Origin of the sequence: Neobacillus sp. PS3-40 (assembly GCF_030915485.1) — a bacterium.
In the GTDB taxonomy this organism is placed as follows: domain Bacteria; phylum Bacillota; class Bacilli; order Bacillales; family Cytobacillaceae; genus JAUZPL01.
The window spans coordinates 1,421,268-1,437,849 of sequence record NZ_CP133266.1 but is presented as its reverse complement, the minus strand read 5'-3'; the positions used below and the strand labels follow the sequence as shown (position 1 = coordinate 1,437,849).

General features: G+C 36.3%; 18 protein-coding genes. 14 read left to right on the top strand and 4 right to left on the bottom strand.

The window, feature by feature from the left end; all coding sequences use genetic code 11:
• Positions 1-263 precede the first annotated feature (263 nt).
• From speD to RCG20_RS07310, 4 genes are all read left to right on the top strand, one after another.
• Positions 264-1,070, top strand: coding sequence for an adenosylmethionine decarboxylase (speD, locus tag RCG20_RS07325; RefSeq protein ID WP_308183578.1), 807 nt, complete (start codon positions 264-266; stop codon positions 1,068-1,070).
• 136 nt (positions 1,071-1,206) lie between these two features.
• Positions 1,207-1,590: a hypothetical protein gene (locus RCG20_RS07320; RefSeq protein WP_308183577.1), complete on the top strand. Its 384-nt coding sequence runs from the start codon at positions 1,207-1,209 to the stop codon at positions 1,588-1,590.
• An 80-nt stretch (positions 1,591-1,670) separates the two neighbouring features.
• Entirely contained in the window at positions 1,671-2,033 is a 363-nt protein-coding gene (locus tag RCG20_RS07315) for an SRPBCC family protein (protein WP_374120532.1), read from the top strand.
• Entirely contained in the window at positions 2,034-2,405 is a 372-nt protein-coding gene (locus RCG20_RS07310) for an ArsR/SmtB family transcription factor (RefSeq protein WP_308183575.1), read from the top strand.
• 136 nt (positions 2,406-2,541) lie between these two features.
• Here RCG20_RS07310 and RCG20_RS07305 read toward each other — a convergent pair whose 3' ends face one another.
• Positions 2,542-2,994 (bottom strand): OsmC family protein, encoded by a 453-nt coding sequence (locus tag RCG20_RS07305; protein WP_308183574.1) that lies wholly within the window; start codon positions 2,992-2,994, stop codon positions 2,542-2,544.
• A 235-nt stretch (positions 2,995-3,229) separates the two neighbouring features.
• The gene (locus RCG20_RS07300) at positions 3,230-3,448 is read right to left on the bottom strand and encodes a DeoR family transcriptional regulator (protein ID WP_308183573.1); all 219 of its coding nucleotides are present in this window, start codon (positions 3,446-3,448) and stop codon (positions 3,230-3,232) included.
• A gap of 430 nt (positions 3,449-3,878) precedes the next feature.
• Here RCG20_RS07300 and pepV point away from each other — a divergent pair, with 430 nt between their 5' ends.
• The 7 genes from pepV (at position 3,879) to RCG20_RS07265 (ending at position 12,069) form a co-directional block, all read left to right on the top strand.
• On the top strand, positions 3,879-5,303 hold the full coding sequence (gene pepV, locus RCG20_RS07295) for a dipeptidase PepV (RefSeq protein WP_308183572.1): 1,425 nt from the start codon (positions 3,879-3,881) through the stop codon (positions 5,301-5,303).
• A gap of 21 nt (positions 5,304-5,324) precedes the next feature.
• Positions 5,325-6,179 (top strand): D-amino-acid transaminase, encoded by an 855-nt coding sequence (dat, locus tag RCG20_RS07290; RefSeq protein WP_308183571.1) that lies wholly within the window; start codon positions 5,325-5,327, stop codon positions 6,177-6,179.
• Between the two features lie 155 nt (positions 6,180-6,334).
• Positions 6,335-6,901 carry an RNA 2',3'-cyclic phosphodiesterase gene (gene thpR, locus RCG20_RS07285; protein WP_308183570.1) on the top strand — a complete coding sequence of 189 codons (567 nt, stop codon included), beginning with the start codon at positions 6,335-6,337 and terminating at the stop codon, positions 6,899-6,901.
• A 30-nt stretch (positions 6,902-6,931) separates the two neighbouring features.
• Positions 6,932-7,903 carry a nuclease-related domain-containing protein gene (locus RCG20_RS07280; protein ID WP_308183569.1) on the top strand — a complete coding sequence of 324 codons (972 nt, stop codon included), beginning with the start codon at positions 6,932-6,934 and terminating at the stop codon, positions 7,901-7,903.
• A 32-nt stretch (positions 7,904-7,935) separates the two neighbouring features.
• A complete protein-coding gene (locus tag RCG20_RS07275) occupies positions 7,936-8,910 on the top strand; it encodes a diacylglycerol/lipid kinase family protein (protein ID WP_308183568.1) in 975 nt (324 codons plus the stop codon).
• Positions 8,907-11,051, top strand: coding sequence for a type I pullulanase (gene pulA, locus RCG20_RS07270; RefSeq protein WP_308183567.1), 2,145 nt, complete (start codon positions 8,907-8,909; stop codon positions 11,049-11,051). Before RCG20_RS07275 ends, pulA begins: the two co-directional genes overlap by 4 nt.
• A gap of 244 nt (positions 11,052-11,295) precedes the next feature.
• Positions 11,296-12,069: a phosphotransferase gene (locus tag RCG20_RS07265; protein ID WP_308183566.1), complete on the top strand. Its 774-nt coding sequence runs from the start codon at positions 11,296-11,298 to the stop codon at positions 12,067-12,069.
• A 5-nt stretch (positions 12,070-12,074) separates the two neighbouring features.
• Here RCG20_RS07265 and RCG20_RS07260 read toward each other — a convergent pair whose 3' ends face one another.
• Positions 12,075-12,350 carry a YtzH-like family protein gene (locus RCG20_RS07260; protein WP_308183565.1) on the bottom strand — a complete coding sequence of 92 codons (276 nt, stop codon included), beginning with the start codon at positions 12,348-12,350 and terminating at the stop codon, positions 12,075-12,077.
• Between the two features lie 254 nt (positions 12,351-12,604).
• On the opposite strand from RCG20_RS07260, the gene trmB reads away from it, so the two are divergent.
• Together trmB and RCG20_RS07250 are read left to right on the top strand one after the other, a co-directional pair.
• Positions 12,605-13,243, top strand: coding sequence for a tRNA (guanosine(46)-N7)-methyltransferase TrmB (gene trmB / locus RCG20_RS07255; protein WP_308183564.1), 639 nt, complete (start codon positions 12,605-12,607; stop codon positions 13,241-13,243).
• 817 nt (positions 13,244-14,060) lie between these two features.
• On the top strand, positions 14,061-14,900 hold the full coding sequence (locus RCG20_RS07250; RefSeq protein ID WP_308183563.1) for a YtnP family quorum-quenching lactonase: 840 nt from the start codon (positions 14,061-14,063) through the stop codon (positions 14,898-14,900).
• A 110-nt stretch (positions 14,901-15,010) separates the two neighbouring features.
• On the opposite strand, the gene RCG20_RS07245 is transcribed toward RCG20_RS07250, so the two are convergent.
• On the bottom strand, positions 15,011-15,322 hold the full coding sequence (locus RCG20_RS07245; protein WP_308183562.1) for a PepSY domain-containing protein: 312 nt from the start codon (positions 15,320-15,322) through the stop codon (positions 15,011-15,013).
• Between the two features lie 180 nt (positions 15,323-15,502).
• On the opposite strand from RCG20_RS07245, the gene RCG20_RS07240 reads away from it, so the two are divergent.
• Complete coding sequence (locus RCG20_RS07240; RefSeq protein ID WP_308183561.1) at positions 15,503-16,576, top strand: M42 family metallopeptidase; 1,074 nt, start codon at positions 15,503-15,505, stop codon at positions 16,574-16,576.
• Positions 16,577-16,582: the final 6 nt, after the last annotated feature.

Genomic DNA, 16,582 nt, shown 5'->3' with positions numbered 1-16,582 from the left:
TTAAGCGTTAAAGTGATATATACTAATATATCATTTTTTAGGAAGATGTCAACTTGATTATCCTATTGAGTTCATGAAAGTATCCTATAGTGTCATTAACTTGATCAAGGTGATTTTTAAGTAGTATCGAGACCGAAAGTAAACGACTTTCAAAACTAAGTGATAATTTTCTAAAGCTTACCCCTTTGAAATAACTGTAAGGCTGTTTTTTATTTTAAGGATTGGGCAACCTAATGTATAAAATGGAATAAGGGGAATTGAGAATGAACTTAACACCACAACAGCGAATTGAATTGCATGGATTTAATAATCTAACAAAGTCATTAAGTTTTAATATGTATGATATTTGCTATACAAGAACGAAAGAAGAGCGAGAAGCCTATCTTGAATACATTGATGAACAATACAGTGCTGAGAGATTAACAACGATCCTTAATCATGTATCAGATATTATTGGTGCTCACGTTTTAAATATTGCTAGCCAGGATTTCGAACCACAGGGGGCAAGTGTAACCCTATTAGTTTCTGAAGGCCCAGTTGAAAATGCTTCAAATGAATCATTCGAGGAATCTCCCGGACCACTTCCTGAATCTGTTGTAATGCAACTGGATAAGAGCCATATTACCGTTCATACATACCCTGAATACCATCCAGATGAAGGAATCAGTACATTTCGGGCCGATATTGATGTTTCTACATGTGGGGAAATTTCTCCGCTCAAAGCTCTCCATTATCTTATTCGTTCTTTTGACACAGACATTATGATCATGGACTATCGAGTTCGCGGCTTTACAAGGGATAAAAATGGTCACAAATTATTTATTGACCATGAAATAAGTTCGATCCAAAATTATATTCCTGATGAACTAATTGATTTATTTGACATGATTGATGTAAATGTTTATCAAGAACATATTTTTCATACCAAATGTAAGCTCCGTAATTTTGATTTAAATAATTATCTATTTGGCTATACAAAAGAAAAATTGAATCAAGAGGAAATTAAGGAAATTACTGAAAGTTTAAAAATGGAAATGGACGAGATTTTCTATGGGAAAAATATTATTTAGGGGACTGTCCCCCACTGGTGTTCAGTGGTGAATTGTTGGGGGACAGTCCCCTAAATTTAACTTGACGTGAAACCAAATGGTGTTATATGGTTTGATAAGAAACCAAATGGTTCCTTATTTAGAAAGGGATGAGTAAATGGTTGAAATGCTATTGAAAAAGTTACTGTACAAAGAGGGAATAGCAGCAGTTCTAAATCCGCCAGAGGGTTATAGCCTTGGTATTGAGGCGGCTACCGTGGATTTAAAAGGAAAGTATGATTTTATTCAGTTGTTTGTTACTACTAGTCAAGAAGCAACAGATTGGCTCACTAGGGTTATTCCTATGCTTAACGAGGATGCAATCTTTTGGATTACATACCCAAAACAAAGTTCGAAAGTAAAAACGGATATAAACAGGAATATTTTGGCGGATATGGTTCAGAATGAAACAACATTTAGAGTGGTAAGCAATGTTGCAGTTGATGATAAGTGGTCTGCATTGAGGATTCGTGCGAAGGATAAGGTTAAGACGAAAAAATAAAAAGAAATATGGAGGTTTTTCTTTTGGAAAATCAAAAAGTATTACAAGATATTAGACAAACGATTGTTTACAATGCGCCTATGACAAAAGTGTGGAACGCAGTTGCAACATCTGAAGGTATTGCTGCATGGTTCATGCCAAATGATTTTGAACCAGTTGAAGGACATGAGTTTCATTTGAATGCGGGTCAGTTCGGTATGTCCCCTTGTAAAGTAATTAGCATCGATCCTCCAAATAGTCTTTCCTTTAATTGGGGAAAGGATTGGATGATTTCGTTTGAATTAAAAGACATTGAAGGTAAAACAGAGTTCACACTAATCCATTCTGGATGGGATGCCAATAAAATTACTGAATTTGGCGCTCCACATACGATGGTCAGGGACAATATGGAACAGGGATGGACAGGTCTTGTGAAAAAATTACAAGAATATGTGGAAGCATAAATGTCAGCTTCTTTAGGTAAACATGATGTCTTTCAAGCTCTTGCTGATCCAACCCGTCGTAAGATACTTAAACTTCTTAGTTTGAAAGAAATGCCGGTAACAGTAATTAGCAGCCATTTCCCGATGAGTCGGACTGCTGTTTCCAAGCATTTGCGTATTTTAGCAAATGCAGGGCTGGCGAAAGAGCGGAAAGTTGGCAGGGAAACAAGATATATGCTTGAACCTAAACCACTTCATGAAATAAAAGATTGGCTTCAATATTTTGAATTGTTCTGGGAAAATAAATTGGAAGCATTAAAGAATTTAGTCGAATCTGATGAGTTGGATATCGAAACTTCGGTGGTTTTGGCTGAGGATGAAAAAAAGAGGTGAGACATTCTCACCTCTTTTTCATATATAGTACTGTTAATTTAGCTAAGCAGAATTTATATCCATAAATTCTGCTAGCGCCTAAGGGCAACTACGCTTAATCATCGTCCTTAGGGGCTCGCCAATCAGAGAGTTTTCTTTATTTAGCAGCCATTTTAATGGTTGGTTGTAATTCAATCTCTACATTTCCCTGAATGGCACGGCTGATCATACACGATGATTCTGCTTTTTCAGCTAGCTGTTGTGCCAATAATATGTCTTGGTGTGATGCATTATGTTTCAATAGGATGTTTGGGCGATGGATAATTTTCTTATATGTAAAGACGCCTTTTGTTACATCAACAATTGCTTCTGATTCCATTGTTAAGTGTAACTTCTCCAAATGGCTGCGTTCCATCATTGCTGCCAATGTGATGATATAGCAGGTTGCTGCTGCGCCAAGTAACATTTCATCGGGATTTGTGCCAATTCCTGGGCCATCCATTTCTTTAGGAATTGAAACTTTTGTAATTAAATTCCCTGCTTCAATATCTCCAACATCATTACGCAATCCAGGCCAGTTCGCCTTTAAATGAAATTGATGTTCTGCCATCATTGTTCCTCCTTGTAAATAGAAAGGTGCGGAGTAATCCAATTTAACGCTACGGATCTAAGTGAAGCCTTTTTTCGCCGCCCTGCCTTATTGTGTTAGTTTATTTAATAGAATAGCTAATTCTTATTTAATCATTAACTTAGTTACAAAACAAAGAACAGCCCTCGAAAATCTCGGGGGCTGTTCTAATAAAAACAGATTCTATTTTAAAATCATTTTATTTTTATTATAGATTTTAAGATATTTTTACTTTTTTTGGTGTGACCATCCATTTCCCACGACTTGGGCTACTTACCAAGTCATTATAGGCTAAGACATTTAAGTCCCTTTGTATTGTGCGAGGAGTGATACCAAATTCCTCTACAAGTTCCTGCGTAGTCACTGTTCCTTTAGTTCGAATAAACATGTAGATGCATTTAATGCGGTTTAACATCCGGTTAGTTGAAGGTTTCAAAGAACCACTCCCTATCCTTTTTTCAAACCTATGGCAATTTCCTGCGACTGACAGTTTCTTTGAAGTTAATCCTCAGGTAATGTAGTTTTCTTTTCCACAGACATCTCCTTTACATAAAAGGTTGCGATGAAAACTGGGTTGGTATCAATCTACTATCATTGTAACCATAATTTCAGAAAATTTCCACCATTGAGGAAAAATTTACAATTTATGATTAAAATATTTTTTTTATTAGACTAATCCCCTCCCCTAATGTTCTTCTAATATAAGGTTATGGAGTTTAGACATAAGATTATAACCAATAATTTTACTTTTCAAAAAATAATTTCCAACTGAAGAGTTTACAAGAGAAAATTGGTAAGATTTTTATATTTATGCTATTGTCAAAAAATAAAGATATACAAATATTCCCGCTAGGAGGAATGGAAAAGTGACAAAAATTAATTGGATGAATGAAGTGGAAAAAAGGAAAGATGCACTTATAAAGGATGTACAGGAATTGCTACATATAAAAAGTCTTTTAGACGAAGAAAATACTACTGATGACGCCCCTCTTGGAAAAGGTGTGAAAGAGGCATTGGATTTTATGCTTAACTTGGGTGAAAAGGACGGTTTTACACCTAAAAATGTTGGTAATTTAGCAGGCCATCTTGAATTTGGTGAAGGGAAGGAACTGCTTGGTATCCTTTGTCATGTAGATGTTGTTCCAGAAGGAGACGGTTGGTTAAGTGATCCATTTGCTGCTGAAATTCGCGATGGAAAAATATTTGCCAGAGGTGCATTAGATGATAAGGGGCCGACAATGGCTGCTTATTATGCGATGAAAATTGTAAAGGAGCTTGGATTACCATTAAAAAAACGGGTTCGTATGATTATTGGAACAGATGAGGAAAGCAATTGGCGCTGTGTAAACCACTATTTTGAAAATGAAGAAATGCCAACTTTGGGATTTGCCCCGGATGCTGACTTTCCAATTATAAACGCAGAAAAGGGAATCTCAGATTTTGATATGGTTCAGAAACAAATTGTCCAAAAGGAAAATAATAATGCACAGGTTGAGGTGCTAAACTTTATATCTGGAAAAAGATACAATATGGTTCCTGATTATGCAAAAGCCACTATTCATGTTAAAGATAAGCAATCAGAGATCATTGCACAATTTACTGAATTTATGAAGCAATATGGGCTGGAAAATGGTAACCAAATTGAAAATGGTGAATTAATTTTAGAGGTTAAGGGAGTATCTGCGCATGGCATGGAACCGAATAACGGTAAAAATGCTGGGCTTTTTTTAGCAGAGTTTCTTTCTAAGCTAAGTTTAGACGAGAATGCATCCCATTACTTCCAATTTGTTTCGCGTTATTTCTTTGGCGACTCTCGAGGTGTAAAACTTGGTGTTGCCTTCGCAGATGATATTTCAGGGGAATTAACAATCAACGCAGGGAAGCTTAGTTTTTCGAAAGAGTCCAGTGGGAAAATAGGTATGACATGTAGATACCCAGTCACAAATAAAATGGAAACTACTAAAGAAAAATTAGAAAACCTTCTCAAAACAGAGGGATTTCAGCTTGAAAATTTTACTGATTCTAAACCGCATCATGTTGATGAAAAAGAATTCCTTATTCAAACTTTGATGAAGATTTATGAAGAGCAAACAGGTGAAAAGGCTGAATTGCTTGCAATTGGGGGAGGCACATATGCTCGTTCCCTCAAAGCGGGAGTAGCTTTTGGACCACTTTTTCCAGGAAGACCGGATATTGCCCATCAAAAAGATGAATATATGTTTATTGAGGACTTGCTGAAAGCAACGGCCATTTATGCTCAATCTATCTATGAATTAGCTCGGGAGGAATAATATCCAAAGGGAGACGATAAAATGGGATTTGCAATTTTAAATGGGGAAATAATTGAACGCGTTAATGCATTTGTGGATGTAGAGGATCGTGGCTACCAGTTTGGTGATGGGGTATATGAAGTTATTCGTGTTTATAATGGCAGAATGTTTACCGCAAAGGAGCATTTACGTCGATTTGTTAGAAGTGCAGAGAGCATATGTATCACTATTCCATATCCAACAGAGCAATTGATGAGCTTGCTTGAAAAGTTAATTCAGAAAAACTCTCTCCAACAAGGGATTATTTATTTGCAAATTTCCAGAGGTATTACACCTCGTAATCACGCTTTCCCTGTAGGAGATGTAGCACCGACACTTGTGGCATATACTAAAGAAGTAGATCGACCAGTAGAAAAATTGAAATCAGGTGTTAAAACAATTCTTGTTGAAGATATTCGGTGGTTACGCTGTGATATTAAAAGCTTGAATTTACTTGCCAATGTACTTGCAAAACAAAAAGCAGCCGAAGCTAATTGTTTTGAGGCTATTCAGTATCGAGGTAGGGATATTACAGAAGGAAGTTCTAGTAATATTTTTATTGTAAAGGACAGTGTAGTTATCACTCATCCTTCTACGAACTTAATTTTAAAAGGAATAACAAAAGATGAGATTCTAAGATTATGCACAGCTAATGCGATAGCCGTTGTAGAGCGTACATTTACTTTAGAAGAACTTATGCAAGCAGATGAAGCATTTCTTTCTAGTACCACTGGAGAAGTCATGCCAATAATTGAAATTGATAAGAAGATAGTCAAGGATGGGGTTCCGGGACCAGTAACGAGAAGGCTTCAAGCTTTTTTTGAAGAAGAGATCAAAAGCAAGTGTGGAAATCTTTAATAGTTAGTGAAAAAAAGACGTGCAGCGCAACAAACAGGCGGCACGTCTTTTAAAATTTCATTGGATTGTAAAAAATATATCCATAACTATCTTTCAACTAAAATCGATACAATTTTATTAAAATAGTCTAAAATTAAAGAGAGGATGACGGAAGAGTGGATCATCAAACACATTTTTTCTTTGCAGTAAGTATTCCAGTAGAAACAAAAGTAATAATGAAAAAATATTTGGAGCAGTTAAATAAAAGGATCCCATTTAGTCGGTGGGTGCATTATGAAGATTTGCATATAACATTAGCTTTTCTTGGGAGTGCTCCAACTGAAAAAATAAAAATGGCTGAAAAAAATGTGAAAGAGATAGTTCGAGGTTCAAAACCATTAAAATTGCAAATTCAGAAGCTCGGGATTTTTGGAAAAGAGGATTCACCGCGAATCTTTTTTGCCGATACTGTAGAAAGCAATGAATTACAAGAATTAAGAACGAAGGTATTTTCCGCTTGTGTTGATGCAGGTTTCAAACTGGAAACAAGACCATTTCGCTCCCATATTACGATTGCAAGAAAGTGGAAAGGTAACGAGCCGTTTCAAACCAAATTCCTTGAAATATGGAATGAACTTCAGTTAGAACCGCTTGTATTTGAAGCAACAAATATTGTCTTATTTCAAACACATCTTAACGAGACGCCTAAATATGAAGCAAAAAGTATCATTCTTTTAGAATAAAACATCAATAAAAAGGTAGGACAATAAAAAATGGGACAGCTAATTAAACTACAGGATTATGTTTCACGCTATGAACAGAATATATATACCTATCCCTCTCGGTATGTCAGGTTGAAAAAACAACAATGGGAGCGAACAAAGGAAAATTGGGAGAATGAAGGACTTGATGCTTCCAACTTACTTTTGCCTTCATCTTCGGGATGGATAGAGGAAGATACAGAAAAACCACTTTTTTTTCAAAAAATAAAAGGGTTATTTCGCAACAACCAAATTGAGAATCAATCAGTAAAAGAACAGGAAGAAATCATTAAAAGTTTGGAAGATCCCTTGCAATTTTCAGCTTCATTTGAGCATAAGCCGGAGAATGTTGATGAATTAAAGCGGCAATTTCTAGATCAACTTTATCGATTTCAATTGAAATGGGCAAGCTCAACCTTAACAGAAAAATCAAATTTTCATACTAAGTTTTATTTTGAAGAAAAATTAAAGTTTTTTCTGCAACGGTTTCCAGATACTTTTTTGGTGCTTTATCATCCTATTTTTCTTTTAAAAAAGGCGCCGGTGGAAGTAGAGGTAATCTTGATTTCACCAACCGATGTATGGTGCATTACATTTATGGAAGAGGAAAATTCAGCTGTTTTTGTTGGTTCGAACGATCGATTTTGGCTAAAGCGAAACCAAAATGAAGAAAAGAAAGTTCTGAATCCTCTTCTTTCATTGAATCGTTCTGAGAGAATCATTCGAAATATCTTTAAATTGCATGAAATTGAAATACCGATACATAAATTAATAATAAGCAGAAATGGATATATTGATTATCCAAGTGCCCCTTTTGATGTGAAGTTTGCGGAGGGGAGAAACTTTGAGCAATGGTTTCAGTCGATGAGATCCCTTAAATCGCCACTTAAGCATATCCAACTCAAATGTGCTGAGAGCTTACTACAATACTGCCAGACAACTAGTATCAGAAGATTAGAATGGGATTCTTCAGAAGAAAGCTAAATGAACTATTTTCAAGATAAGGGTAGGTTCAAATGAGAAAAATTTATTTTATTATCAACCCTAAAGCGAGAGATGGCTACTGTTTAAAAATTTGGCAGTCAATTGAATTGAAATTAAAGGAGATGGGACTTCATTATTTTGCCCTTTTTACGGAATATCCAGGGCATGCCCAAAAACTCTCTGCTCAAATTGCAATGAAAAGCCGTGAAGTCAATATCATTATTGCAGTAGGTGGAGATGGTACACTGCATGAAGTAATGAATGGAATCATAAATAATAACGACATAACACTTGGATTTATTCCAGGTGGATCGGGAAATGATTTTTCAAGAGGGTTTCAAATTCCCGCAGACCCTATTGAAGCATTACAAGTCATTTATAGACTCATGAAGAATGATTCCCCTTTTATTGATACCGGGAAAATCACTCTTAATAGCCATGAAGAGCATTATTTTGTAAATAATATGGGGGCAGGATTTGATGCTCTTATTTCGTATGAGGTTAATCAATCTAATATGAAGAGTTTGTTAAACAAACTTTCACTTGGAAGGCTTGTATACGCATTTATTCTTTTAAAAAAACTTTTCACATATGATTGTTCAACAATTTCTTTAATGATTGATGGAAAAAAGCATATATTTGAACAAACGTGGTTTGTAACAGTTTCCAATCAGCCTTTTTATGGTGGTGGCATGAAGATCTCACCAAGTGCAATCCCTGATGATGGTTTATTAGATGTAACAGTTGTCCACCTTTTGTCAAAAATAAAGCTTCTGTTTGTTTTTTTAAGCGTATTTTGGGGGAAACATACCCATTTTAAAGAAGTAAAAATGTTTAAAGGAAGAGCTATTTCTATCCATTCTTCTTCGAAATTATTTGTTCATGCAGATGGTGAGTTTATTGGCCATACACCTTTAACTATTCAAGTTCAACCTAACTCCTTAAGAGTGTTAACCCGAAGACAGGGCAAAAGAGAAATCGAACTAAAGAGGGAGGAATTTGAATGATTTCCAATGAGCGTCAATTCTTGGCTTATCTGGATGAGATGAATATCATTACGATTCTTCTTCCAAAGTCCTATCATAATGGGCAAGCCTCCTCCTTTTTCCTATCTTGTGGACTACAAAATATCCCATTAAAAATAAATGAAAAAAGCCAAGTCGATCCTTATATAAAGTATATCTGTTTTCTTTCAAAAGAAATCTCATTTGATAGGATCAATTGGATTATGGACGAATATGGAGAACGAACAGACCTTCAAATTGGTGCTGTTATTCGTACTACTGAATTTGATGAAAAATTCTTTTATAGTGGGGATGATCTTGGTGTTCGATGTGAGGAAAACCAAACCCAATTTAAACTATGGGCTCCGACGGCTTCACAAGTAGAACTAAAGCTGCATTCGCCAAATGGCACACTTTCTGAAACTTCCAAAATGAAAAGGGGAGAAAAGGGAATTTGGACAGCTCTTTTTCCTTGTGATTTAGAATATTATCATTATTCTTATCATGTTTGTATTAATCAAAAATGGAATGAAGCGGTTGATCCATATGTTACAGCAGTAACACCAAATGGGGAGTTAGGCGTTATTGTAAAAATGAAGAAAACATATAGGCCAAAGCCGAAGCTTCCACCTTTTCAACATCCAGTTGACGCAATCATTTATGAAACGCATATAAGGGATTTTACAATTCACCCAAATAGTGGGGTTCAAAATAAAGGTCTTTACCTAGGTGCAGCGGAGAAGAATACTAAGGGGAAAGGTGGACAATTAACAGGACTTTCCTATTTAAAGGATTTAGGTATTACTCATATTGAGTTTTTACCTTTTCATGATTTTGCTGAAGTAGACGAGATTGAAAAAAATAAAGAATACAATTGGGGCTACAATCCTCTTCACTATAATGTCCCTGACGGTAGTTATTCTTCTGATCCTGCACATCCGTACGCCCGAATCGTAGAATTGAAGCAATTAATTGAGCAGGTTCATCATGAGGGCATTCGGGTGATCATGGATGCTGTTTATAATCATGTATATAACCGTGAACAGTCCTCATTTGAAAAAATAGTTCCTGGGTATTATTTTAGACATAATGAATTTGGTCTCCCATCGAATGGAACTGGGGTTGGCAACGATCTCGCGTCCGAACGAAAGATGGTTAGAAAGTATATTTTGGATTCGATTCGCTTTTGGATAGAAGAATATCATATAGATGGCCTTCGTTTTGATTTAATGGGAATTATGGATGTAGAAACGATGAATGAAGTGAAAAAAATGTGTGATCGTCTTGCAGAAGGGATCCTTTTAGTGGGTGAAGGTTGGAATTTAAATACGCCACTTCCCACCGAAGAGAAGGCATCGCTTTTGAATCAAGCCAAAATTCCGGGTATTGCCCAATTTAATGATTTGTTCAGAGATACAATTAAAGGGAACACCTTTAATTTGTATGATAAAGGATATGCTTTTGGAAATGAGCACTATTTTGAAGCGGCAATGGAGGTTATAACTGGAAGTATCGGTTTATATACAAACGGAAACTCCTTATTTAATGAACCGTCACAGTCTGTGAACTACGTTGAATGTCATGATAACCACACTATGTGGGATAAGCTACAGGCTTGTCATCAAAATGCCAATGAGTCAATGCTAATGAAATACCATCGGCTTGCAACAAGTATTGTGTTATTATCACAAGGAATTCCGTTCCTTCATAGTGGGCAGGAATTTTTCCGCACGAAAAATGGTGTGGGAAATAGTTATCATTCTCCTGATTCTGTTAATCAACTGGATTGGGATAGAAAATGGAAATATACCGAAAATATTGATTATCTAAAGGGAATTATCGAAATTCGAAAGTCATATGCATGTTTTAGAATGAGCACAGCAGCTGAAATCCGCCGCAATATACATACAATACCTCTACCATCACCTGTGCTTGGATTCTCCTATCAGAATATTTTGGGTGATTTTTATGAAATGATCCTTTTGATCAATCCAACGCTGACAAGGCAACCCATTCAGATTCCAACAGGTGAATGGTTTGTACTAGCAGATGAAAGTATTTCATCTGCTATTCCCAGCCGGAACATTAGAACATCGGAAATTATAGTGGAACCAATTTGCCTAATTATTATTGGAAAGAAATAATTTCTCTGGACTAATCAGAACTTCTATTATAAATTCTAGTAGTGTATATGTATCAATCAACAAGTTTTCTTTAATATGCTTGACTAAAAAACCCTTTACGAGATAAAATTTATAAAGATGGCTATTGTGTGATGGTATCAATAGCTATTTTTTATTTGTAAAAAAGTAAATTTTGCATTCATATAGTATTTTTAATAAGATAGATTACCACCATTAGATCGGGATAAATTGAAGGTGAGCAATTTTGGAACATTTATTAGGACAAGAATGGGAAATTGTCCCTGCAGGAGGCGCTACTGGTGAAGCCTTTTATGCCAAGCATGAAGATCAAAGGCTTTTTCTTAAGCGAAATTCCTCTCCTTTCCTCGCAGTCTTATCTGCTGAAGGAATCGTCCCGAAGCTTGTTTGGACAAAAAGGATGGAAAATGGTGATGTGATAACAGCTCAGCAATGGCTTGAAGGTAGGGAGCTAAAGCCACATGATATGAATCATGAGCGAGTGGCTAGACTTCTAAAAAAGATCCATCGTTCAGAACCATTGCTTGGGATGCTGAAACGTCTCGAAAAATCACCATTACTGCCAGAAACCCTTTTTCAAATGGTGAGGGACGAGTTGGATGAAGAAGTTCATTCAATGCCAGAAGTTCAGAAAACAATTGCCTTTTTAACAAAAGAAGGTGCTAATGTCTACAGTGATGAAAAAGTGGTCTGTCATGGGGATGTAAATCATAACAACTGGCTACTTTCAGAATGCAACCAGTTGTATCTGATTGATTGGGATGGGGCTATGATTGCTGACCCTGCTATTGATCTAGGCTTATTGCTTTACTGGTACATTCCTGAAGAGAACTGGGAGCAATGGCTTTCAATGTACGGGAAAAATAGTAGCGATAATTTAAAGTTACGAATGAAATGGTATGTTGCACTTCAAACCTTGTCATCTATTCAATGGCATAAGAATAAGAATCGTCTACAGGAAATGGATAAATGGGTAAATTATTTAAACGTGATTTTATAGCTTCATTAGAATTGATTAATAGTATTTACCCATTGTGATAAGTTTTCCTGGTTGGCTAAAATATGCTGATCTAAATCGGCAGTTTGTGCACCGTGTTGGCCATATTCATATACTTCTTGCAAAAAGTTTTTCGTATTCTGATCAATTTGTTGGCTAACCATTAGAGATTTGACTAAACGTTCCAATTGTTCACATTCTGAAACAGATCCACAACAATCGGTTTGATGGTTGCTTAATATATCTTTAAGTAAGGTTACCTGATCTTGTTGGTTTAATGGCATGGAAACACATCCTTTCAAAATTTTAAATAAACAAAGGAATTCACTATAGGTTGTGAATTCCTTTTTTCGTTTATGCATGGAGACTTGTTTTACTAAAATAGCTAATTTTTGAAATGTAAATTGACCGAAAATCAACAGAGTTGTTTAAATAACCGCTAAATAAGTGACAGCTTTGGGAAAAATTAGACTTGAAAGAGTTTAATTTGCATGGTATTGTTTGAACGATATAATTATTTAGGAGTGTAAATGTAAATATGCGACTCAGACACAAGCCTTGGGCACAGGAAAAAATAAATCAATACCCACAATATATCATTGCTAACCCTGAAAGTTTTAAAGGGAAATATGAAGAGGTTTTTGAAAAACAGCAACCACTTCATATTGAAATTGGAAGCGGAAAAGGCCGATTTATTACAGAAATGGCAAAGGCTCATCCGGATATCAATTATATTGGAATTGAAGTGTATCAAAGTATAATTATTTCTGCATTGGATAATTTAATTGAGGCAGATTTGCCAAACCTCAAGCTTTTAAATGTAAATGCCGGTGATTTGGAAAAAATCTTTGAAAAGAATGATGTAGATCGAATTTATTTGAATTTCTCTGATCCTTGGCCAAAAACGCGCCATGAAAAGCGAAGATTAACTTACAAAAATTACTTGCAGATATATCAAAACATTTTGAAGGATGGCAGAGAAATTCATTTTAAGACAGATAATCAAGGCTTATTTGAATATTCATTAACAAGCTTTTCTGCTTACGGTTTACTGTTGAAATATATCAGCCTTGACCTTCACAAGAGTGAATTTGAAGGAAATATCATGACTGAATATGAAGAGAAATTTTCAAAAATGGGTAATCGCATTTACCGTTGTGAAGTTCAATATCAATAATATGTAAGGACCAGTTCTTTTTTATAAATAGTTCCGATAACGTGGAGATCATTGTTGCTTTTGACACCCTGTTGATTGTTTTTAGGTCATAACTTTGCCCGTTGATTTCCACTCCGGGCACTTGCTTTCCGCGGGGTGGGATGGGAGCCTCCTCGGCGGACCGCCTGTGGGGTCTACCATTCCCTCTAATCCCGCAGGAGTCAAGTGCCCTCCGTTCCAATCAACTCAGGTAGATAAAGTAGAAAAATGTGAAAACACCCAAAGACCACTAATGATTCTCGAAAGCCATTATTTCTACTGTCTAATGGAATCAAAAACCACCAATGATTCCAATACGCCTCTATGACATTGGTGGAGACCCAGTAGGCGACTTAGGCGAGGGCACTGAAAAATTTTTTTCAATAAGAATATATAACTGTAGTAAAAAAGGCGACTCTAAAATTCAATGCTGAATTTTGAGTCGCCTTTTTTACATTGACTATGTTCAAGCGCACTATTGCTTTTGACAGCCTGTTGATTGGAGCACCTGGAGCGGAAATCAACAGACAAGTTTCAAAGAACGTTTCATGAAGCCTTTTTCTTTGCCTTTCTATATGGTTTGCCTATCATAGGCGCATAAAAAGAAATTAACATCCTAATTCGGACAATGACCAAGATGAAATGCTTCTCCACAAAAATGGAACTACTTATCTTTTTTTGCTATCGCCCTTAGGGCTAGCCCAATCAGCGAGTTTTCTTTATTATTCTTTAACTCAACATTTTCCATCTTTGCGAGCTGATGATAAAATAAATTAAATGGGGTAGAGGGGGAAAATTCATGGAAAGTTTGAAAATTGGGAAGGTTTCACTGACATGGTTATCGGGAGGGGACACAAATCTAGACGGGGGAGCAATGTTTGGGGTCGTTCCGAAACCACTCTGGGAAAAAAAATATCCTTGCAATGAAAAAAACCAAATTGAGTTGCCATCAGATCCGATGTTAATCCAAATGGATGGAAAACATATATTGGTTGACAGTGGAATGGGAAAAGGAAAATTAACTGATAAACAAAAGCGGAACTATGGTGTAACAAAGGAATCAGAAGTAGAGGAGTCTCTAGCTGAATTAGGATTGACACCTACTGATATCGATTATATCTTAATGACACATTTACATTTTGATCATGCATTGGGACTGACTAAGCTTGAAGATAATGAATATTATTCTGTCTTCCCTCATGCAAAGATAATCACCTCAAAAATTGAATGGGATGAGATGAGAGCCCCCAATATTCGTTCTATAAATACGTACTGGAAAGAGAATTGGGAAGCAATTGAAAACCAAGTCATAACTTTTGAGGATATATGGAGTTTTGGAGCGTTAAAACTCGTTCATACAGGTGGACATAGTGATGGACATTCCATTTTAATTATTGAAGATTCTGGAGAAGTTGCTATACATATGGGAGATATTATGCCGACACATGCCCATCAGAATGCACTTTGGGTTCTCGCATATGATGATTATCCAATGGATTCAATTGTAGCCAAGCAAAAGTGGTTTCCATATGGGGTTGAAAAAGATGCATGGTTTACTTTCTATCATGACGCTTTCTATCGGGCTGTAAAATGGGGAAAAGATGGGCAAATGATCGAAAACATTGCAAGAAAAAGATAAGAAAAAAACAGTCGTCCTCTGGTTATAGACGACTGTTTTTTTTTGCTAGCGCATAAGTGCAACTACGTCACTATCTTCGCCCCAAGGGGCTCACCAATCAACGAGTTCTTTTATAGTTCGAACACATCAATAATCGTTCCTGTCGATGCATCTGCGATAAACTCATATTGTTCACTCGCTCCATTGACAAGCATAGAAATACCGCCTCTATAAGCTTTGTAGTGAATTTTTCCTTTTTCAAACGACTCCACTTCCATACTTATCCACGAGCCTTGAATAGAACCTTGAATTTTAAAGTGATCTTTTACTAGTTCTAATACCTTTTCAGGTGAAAGATTTATTTTTTCTGAAATGATTTTTTTAAGGGTGTAGCCGCCAACAAAACCAAAGGAAGCTCCAAGGAAAAAGGATTTCCACTTCATTACAATTCCCCCCCGTGATAGGATCCTCAATGTAATCCTGTTTTAGTATATCTTAATACATATTCAGAACATAATATATATAATTATCAATTCAAGTGAAATAGTGGTAAGTGATGAGAAATTTCTGTAAAATGGAGTTATACATATGATTTACAGAAAAATGAATTAAGGGGCCAGACCATGAACGATCATACATTAAAGCTTTTTAAAACTTTAACGGAGTTACCCGCAGCACCAGGTAATGAACATTTAATTAGAAAGTTTATGAAAGAACAATTATCCTTGTATGCAGATGAATTGGTTCAAGATAATTTAGGGAGCATTTTCGGAGTAAAAAAAGGAAATGGTAATGGACCAACGATAATGGCTGCCGGACATATGGATGAAGTTGGCTTTATGGTAACAGCAATTACGGACAATGGAATGCTACGCTTCCAAACCCTAGGCGGCTGGTGGAGTCAAGTTCTTTTGGCACAGCGCGTTCAAGTTATGACGAAAAATGGACCTGTTATAGGCGTAATTGGTTCAATTCCTCCGCATTTGCTTGATGAAGAAAAGCGGAGCAAACCAATGGAAATAAGCAATATGCTCATTGATATTGGAGCGGATGACCGAGAAGATGCCAAACGAATTGGAATCAAGCCAGGCCAACCAATCCTTCCAATTTGCCCGTTTACGCCGATGGCCAATAAGAAGAAAATTTTAGCAAAGGCATGGGACAACCGCTATGGATGCGGTTTAGCAATTGAACTTTTGCAAGAATTGAAGGGTGTACAATTACCAAATACACTCTATTCTGGAGCAACCGTTCAGGAAGAAGTGGGCTTACGTGGAGCTCAAACAGCTGCAAATATGATTAAACCTGATATCTTCTTTGCACTTGATGCAAGCCCAGCAAATGACGCTACCGGAAAAAAATCAGAATTTGGCCAATTAGGAAAAGGAACCTTGCTCAGAATTCTTGATCGTTCTATGGTAACGCATCGAGGCATGAGAGAATTTGTGCTTGATACAGCTGAAAAGCATAATATTCCATATCAATATTTTGTTTCCCAAGGTGGAACGGATGCAGGTAGGGTACATCAATCTAATGATGGGATTCCAAGTGCTGTAATCGGGATTTGCTCACGATACATTCATACACACGCTTCAATTATCCATATTGATGACTATGCGGCTGCAAAGGAATTAGTCATAAACCTAGTCAAGGCTTGTGATCAAACAACAATTGATTCAATAAAAGCCAATAGCTAAGTTACA

Excerpts from the sequence above, each read along its gene's own strand:
- speD (WP_308183578.1), top strand. The coding sequence starts at position 264 with ATGAACTTAACACCACAACAGCGAATTGAATTGCATGGATTTAATAAT.
- RCG20_RS07320 (WP_308183577.1), top strand. The coding sequence starts at position 1,207 with ATGGTTGAAATGCTATTGAAAAAGTTACTGTACAAAGAGGGAATAGCA.
- RCG20_RS07315 (WP_374120532.1), top strand. The coding sequence starts at position 1,671 with ATGACAAAAGTGTGGAACGCAGTTGCAACATCTGAAGGTATTGCTGCA.
- RCG20_RS07310 (WP_308183575.1), top strand. The coding sequence starts at position 2,034 with ATGTCAGCTTCTTTAGGTAAACATGATGTCTTTCAAGCTCTTGCTGAT.
- RCG20_RS07305 (WP_308183574.1), bottom strand. The coding sequence starts at position 2,994 with ATGGCAGAACATCAATTTCATTTAAAGGCGAACTGGCCTGGATTGCGT.
- dat (WP_308183571.1), top strand. The coding sequence starts at position 5,325 with ATGGGATTTGCAATTTTAAATGGGGAAATAATTGAACGCGTTAATGCA.
- RCG20_RS07280 (WP_308183569.1), top strand. The coding sequence starts at position 6,932 with ATGGGACAGCTAATTAAACTACAGGATTATGTTTCACGCTATGAACAG.
- RCG20_RS07275 (WP_308183568.1), top strand. The coding sequence starts at position 7,936 with ATGAGAAAAATTTATTTTATTATCAACCCTAAAGCGAGAGATGGCTAC.
- pulA (WP_308183567.1), top strand. The coding sequence starts at position 8,907 with ATGATTTCCAATGAGCGTCAATTCTTGGCTTATCTGGATGAGATGAAT.
- RCG20_RS07260 (WP_308183565.1), bottom strand. The coding sequence starts at position 12,350 with ATGCCATTAAACCAACAAGATCAGGTAACCTTACTTAAAGATATATTA.
- trmB (WP_308183564.1), top strand. The coding sequence starts at position 12,605 with ATGCGACTCAGACACAAGCCTTGGGCACAGGAAAAAATAAATCAATAC.
- RCG20_RS07250 (WP_308183563.1), top strand. The coding sequence starts at position 14,061 with ATGGAAAGTTTGAAAATTGGGAAGGTTTCACTGACATGGTTATCGGGA.
- RCG20_RS07245 (WP_308183562.1), bottom strand. The coding sequence starts at position 15,322 with ATGAAGTGGAAATCCTTTTTCCTTGGAGCTTCCTTTGGTTTTGTTGGC.
- RCG20_RS07240 (WP_308183561.1), top strand. The coding sequence starts at position 15,503 with ATGAACGATCATACATTAAAGCTTTTTAAAACTTTAACGGAGTTACCC.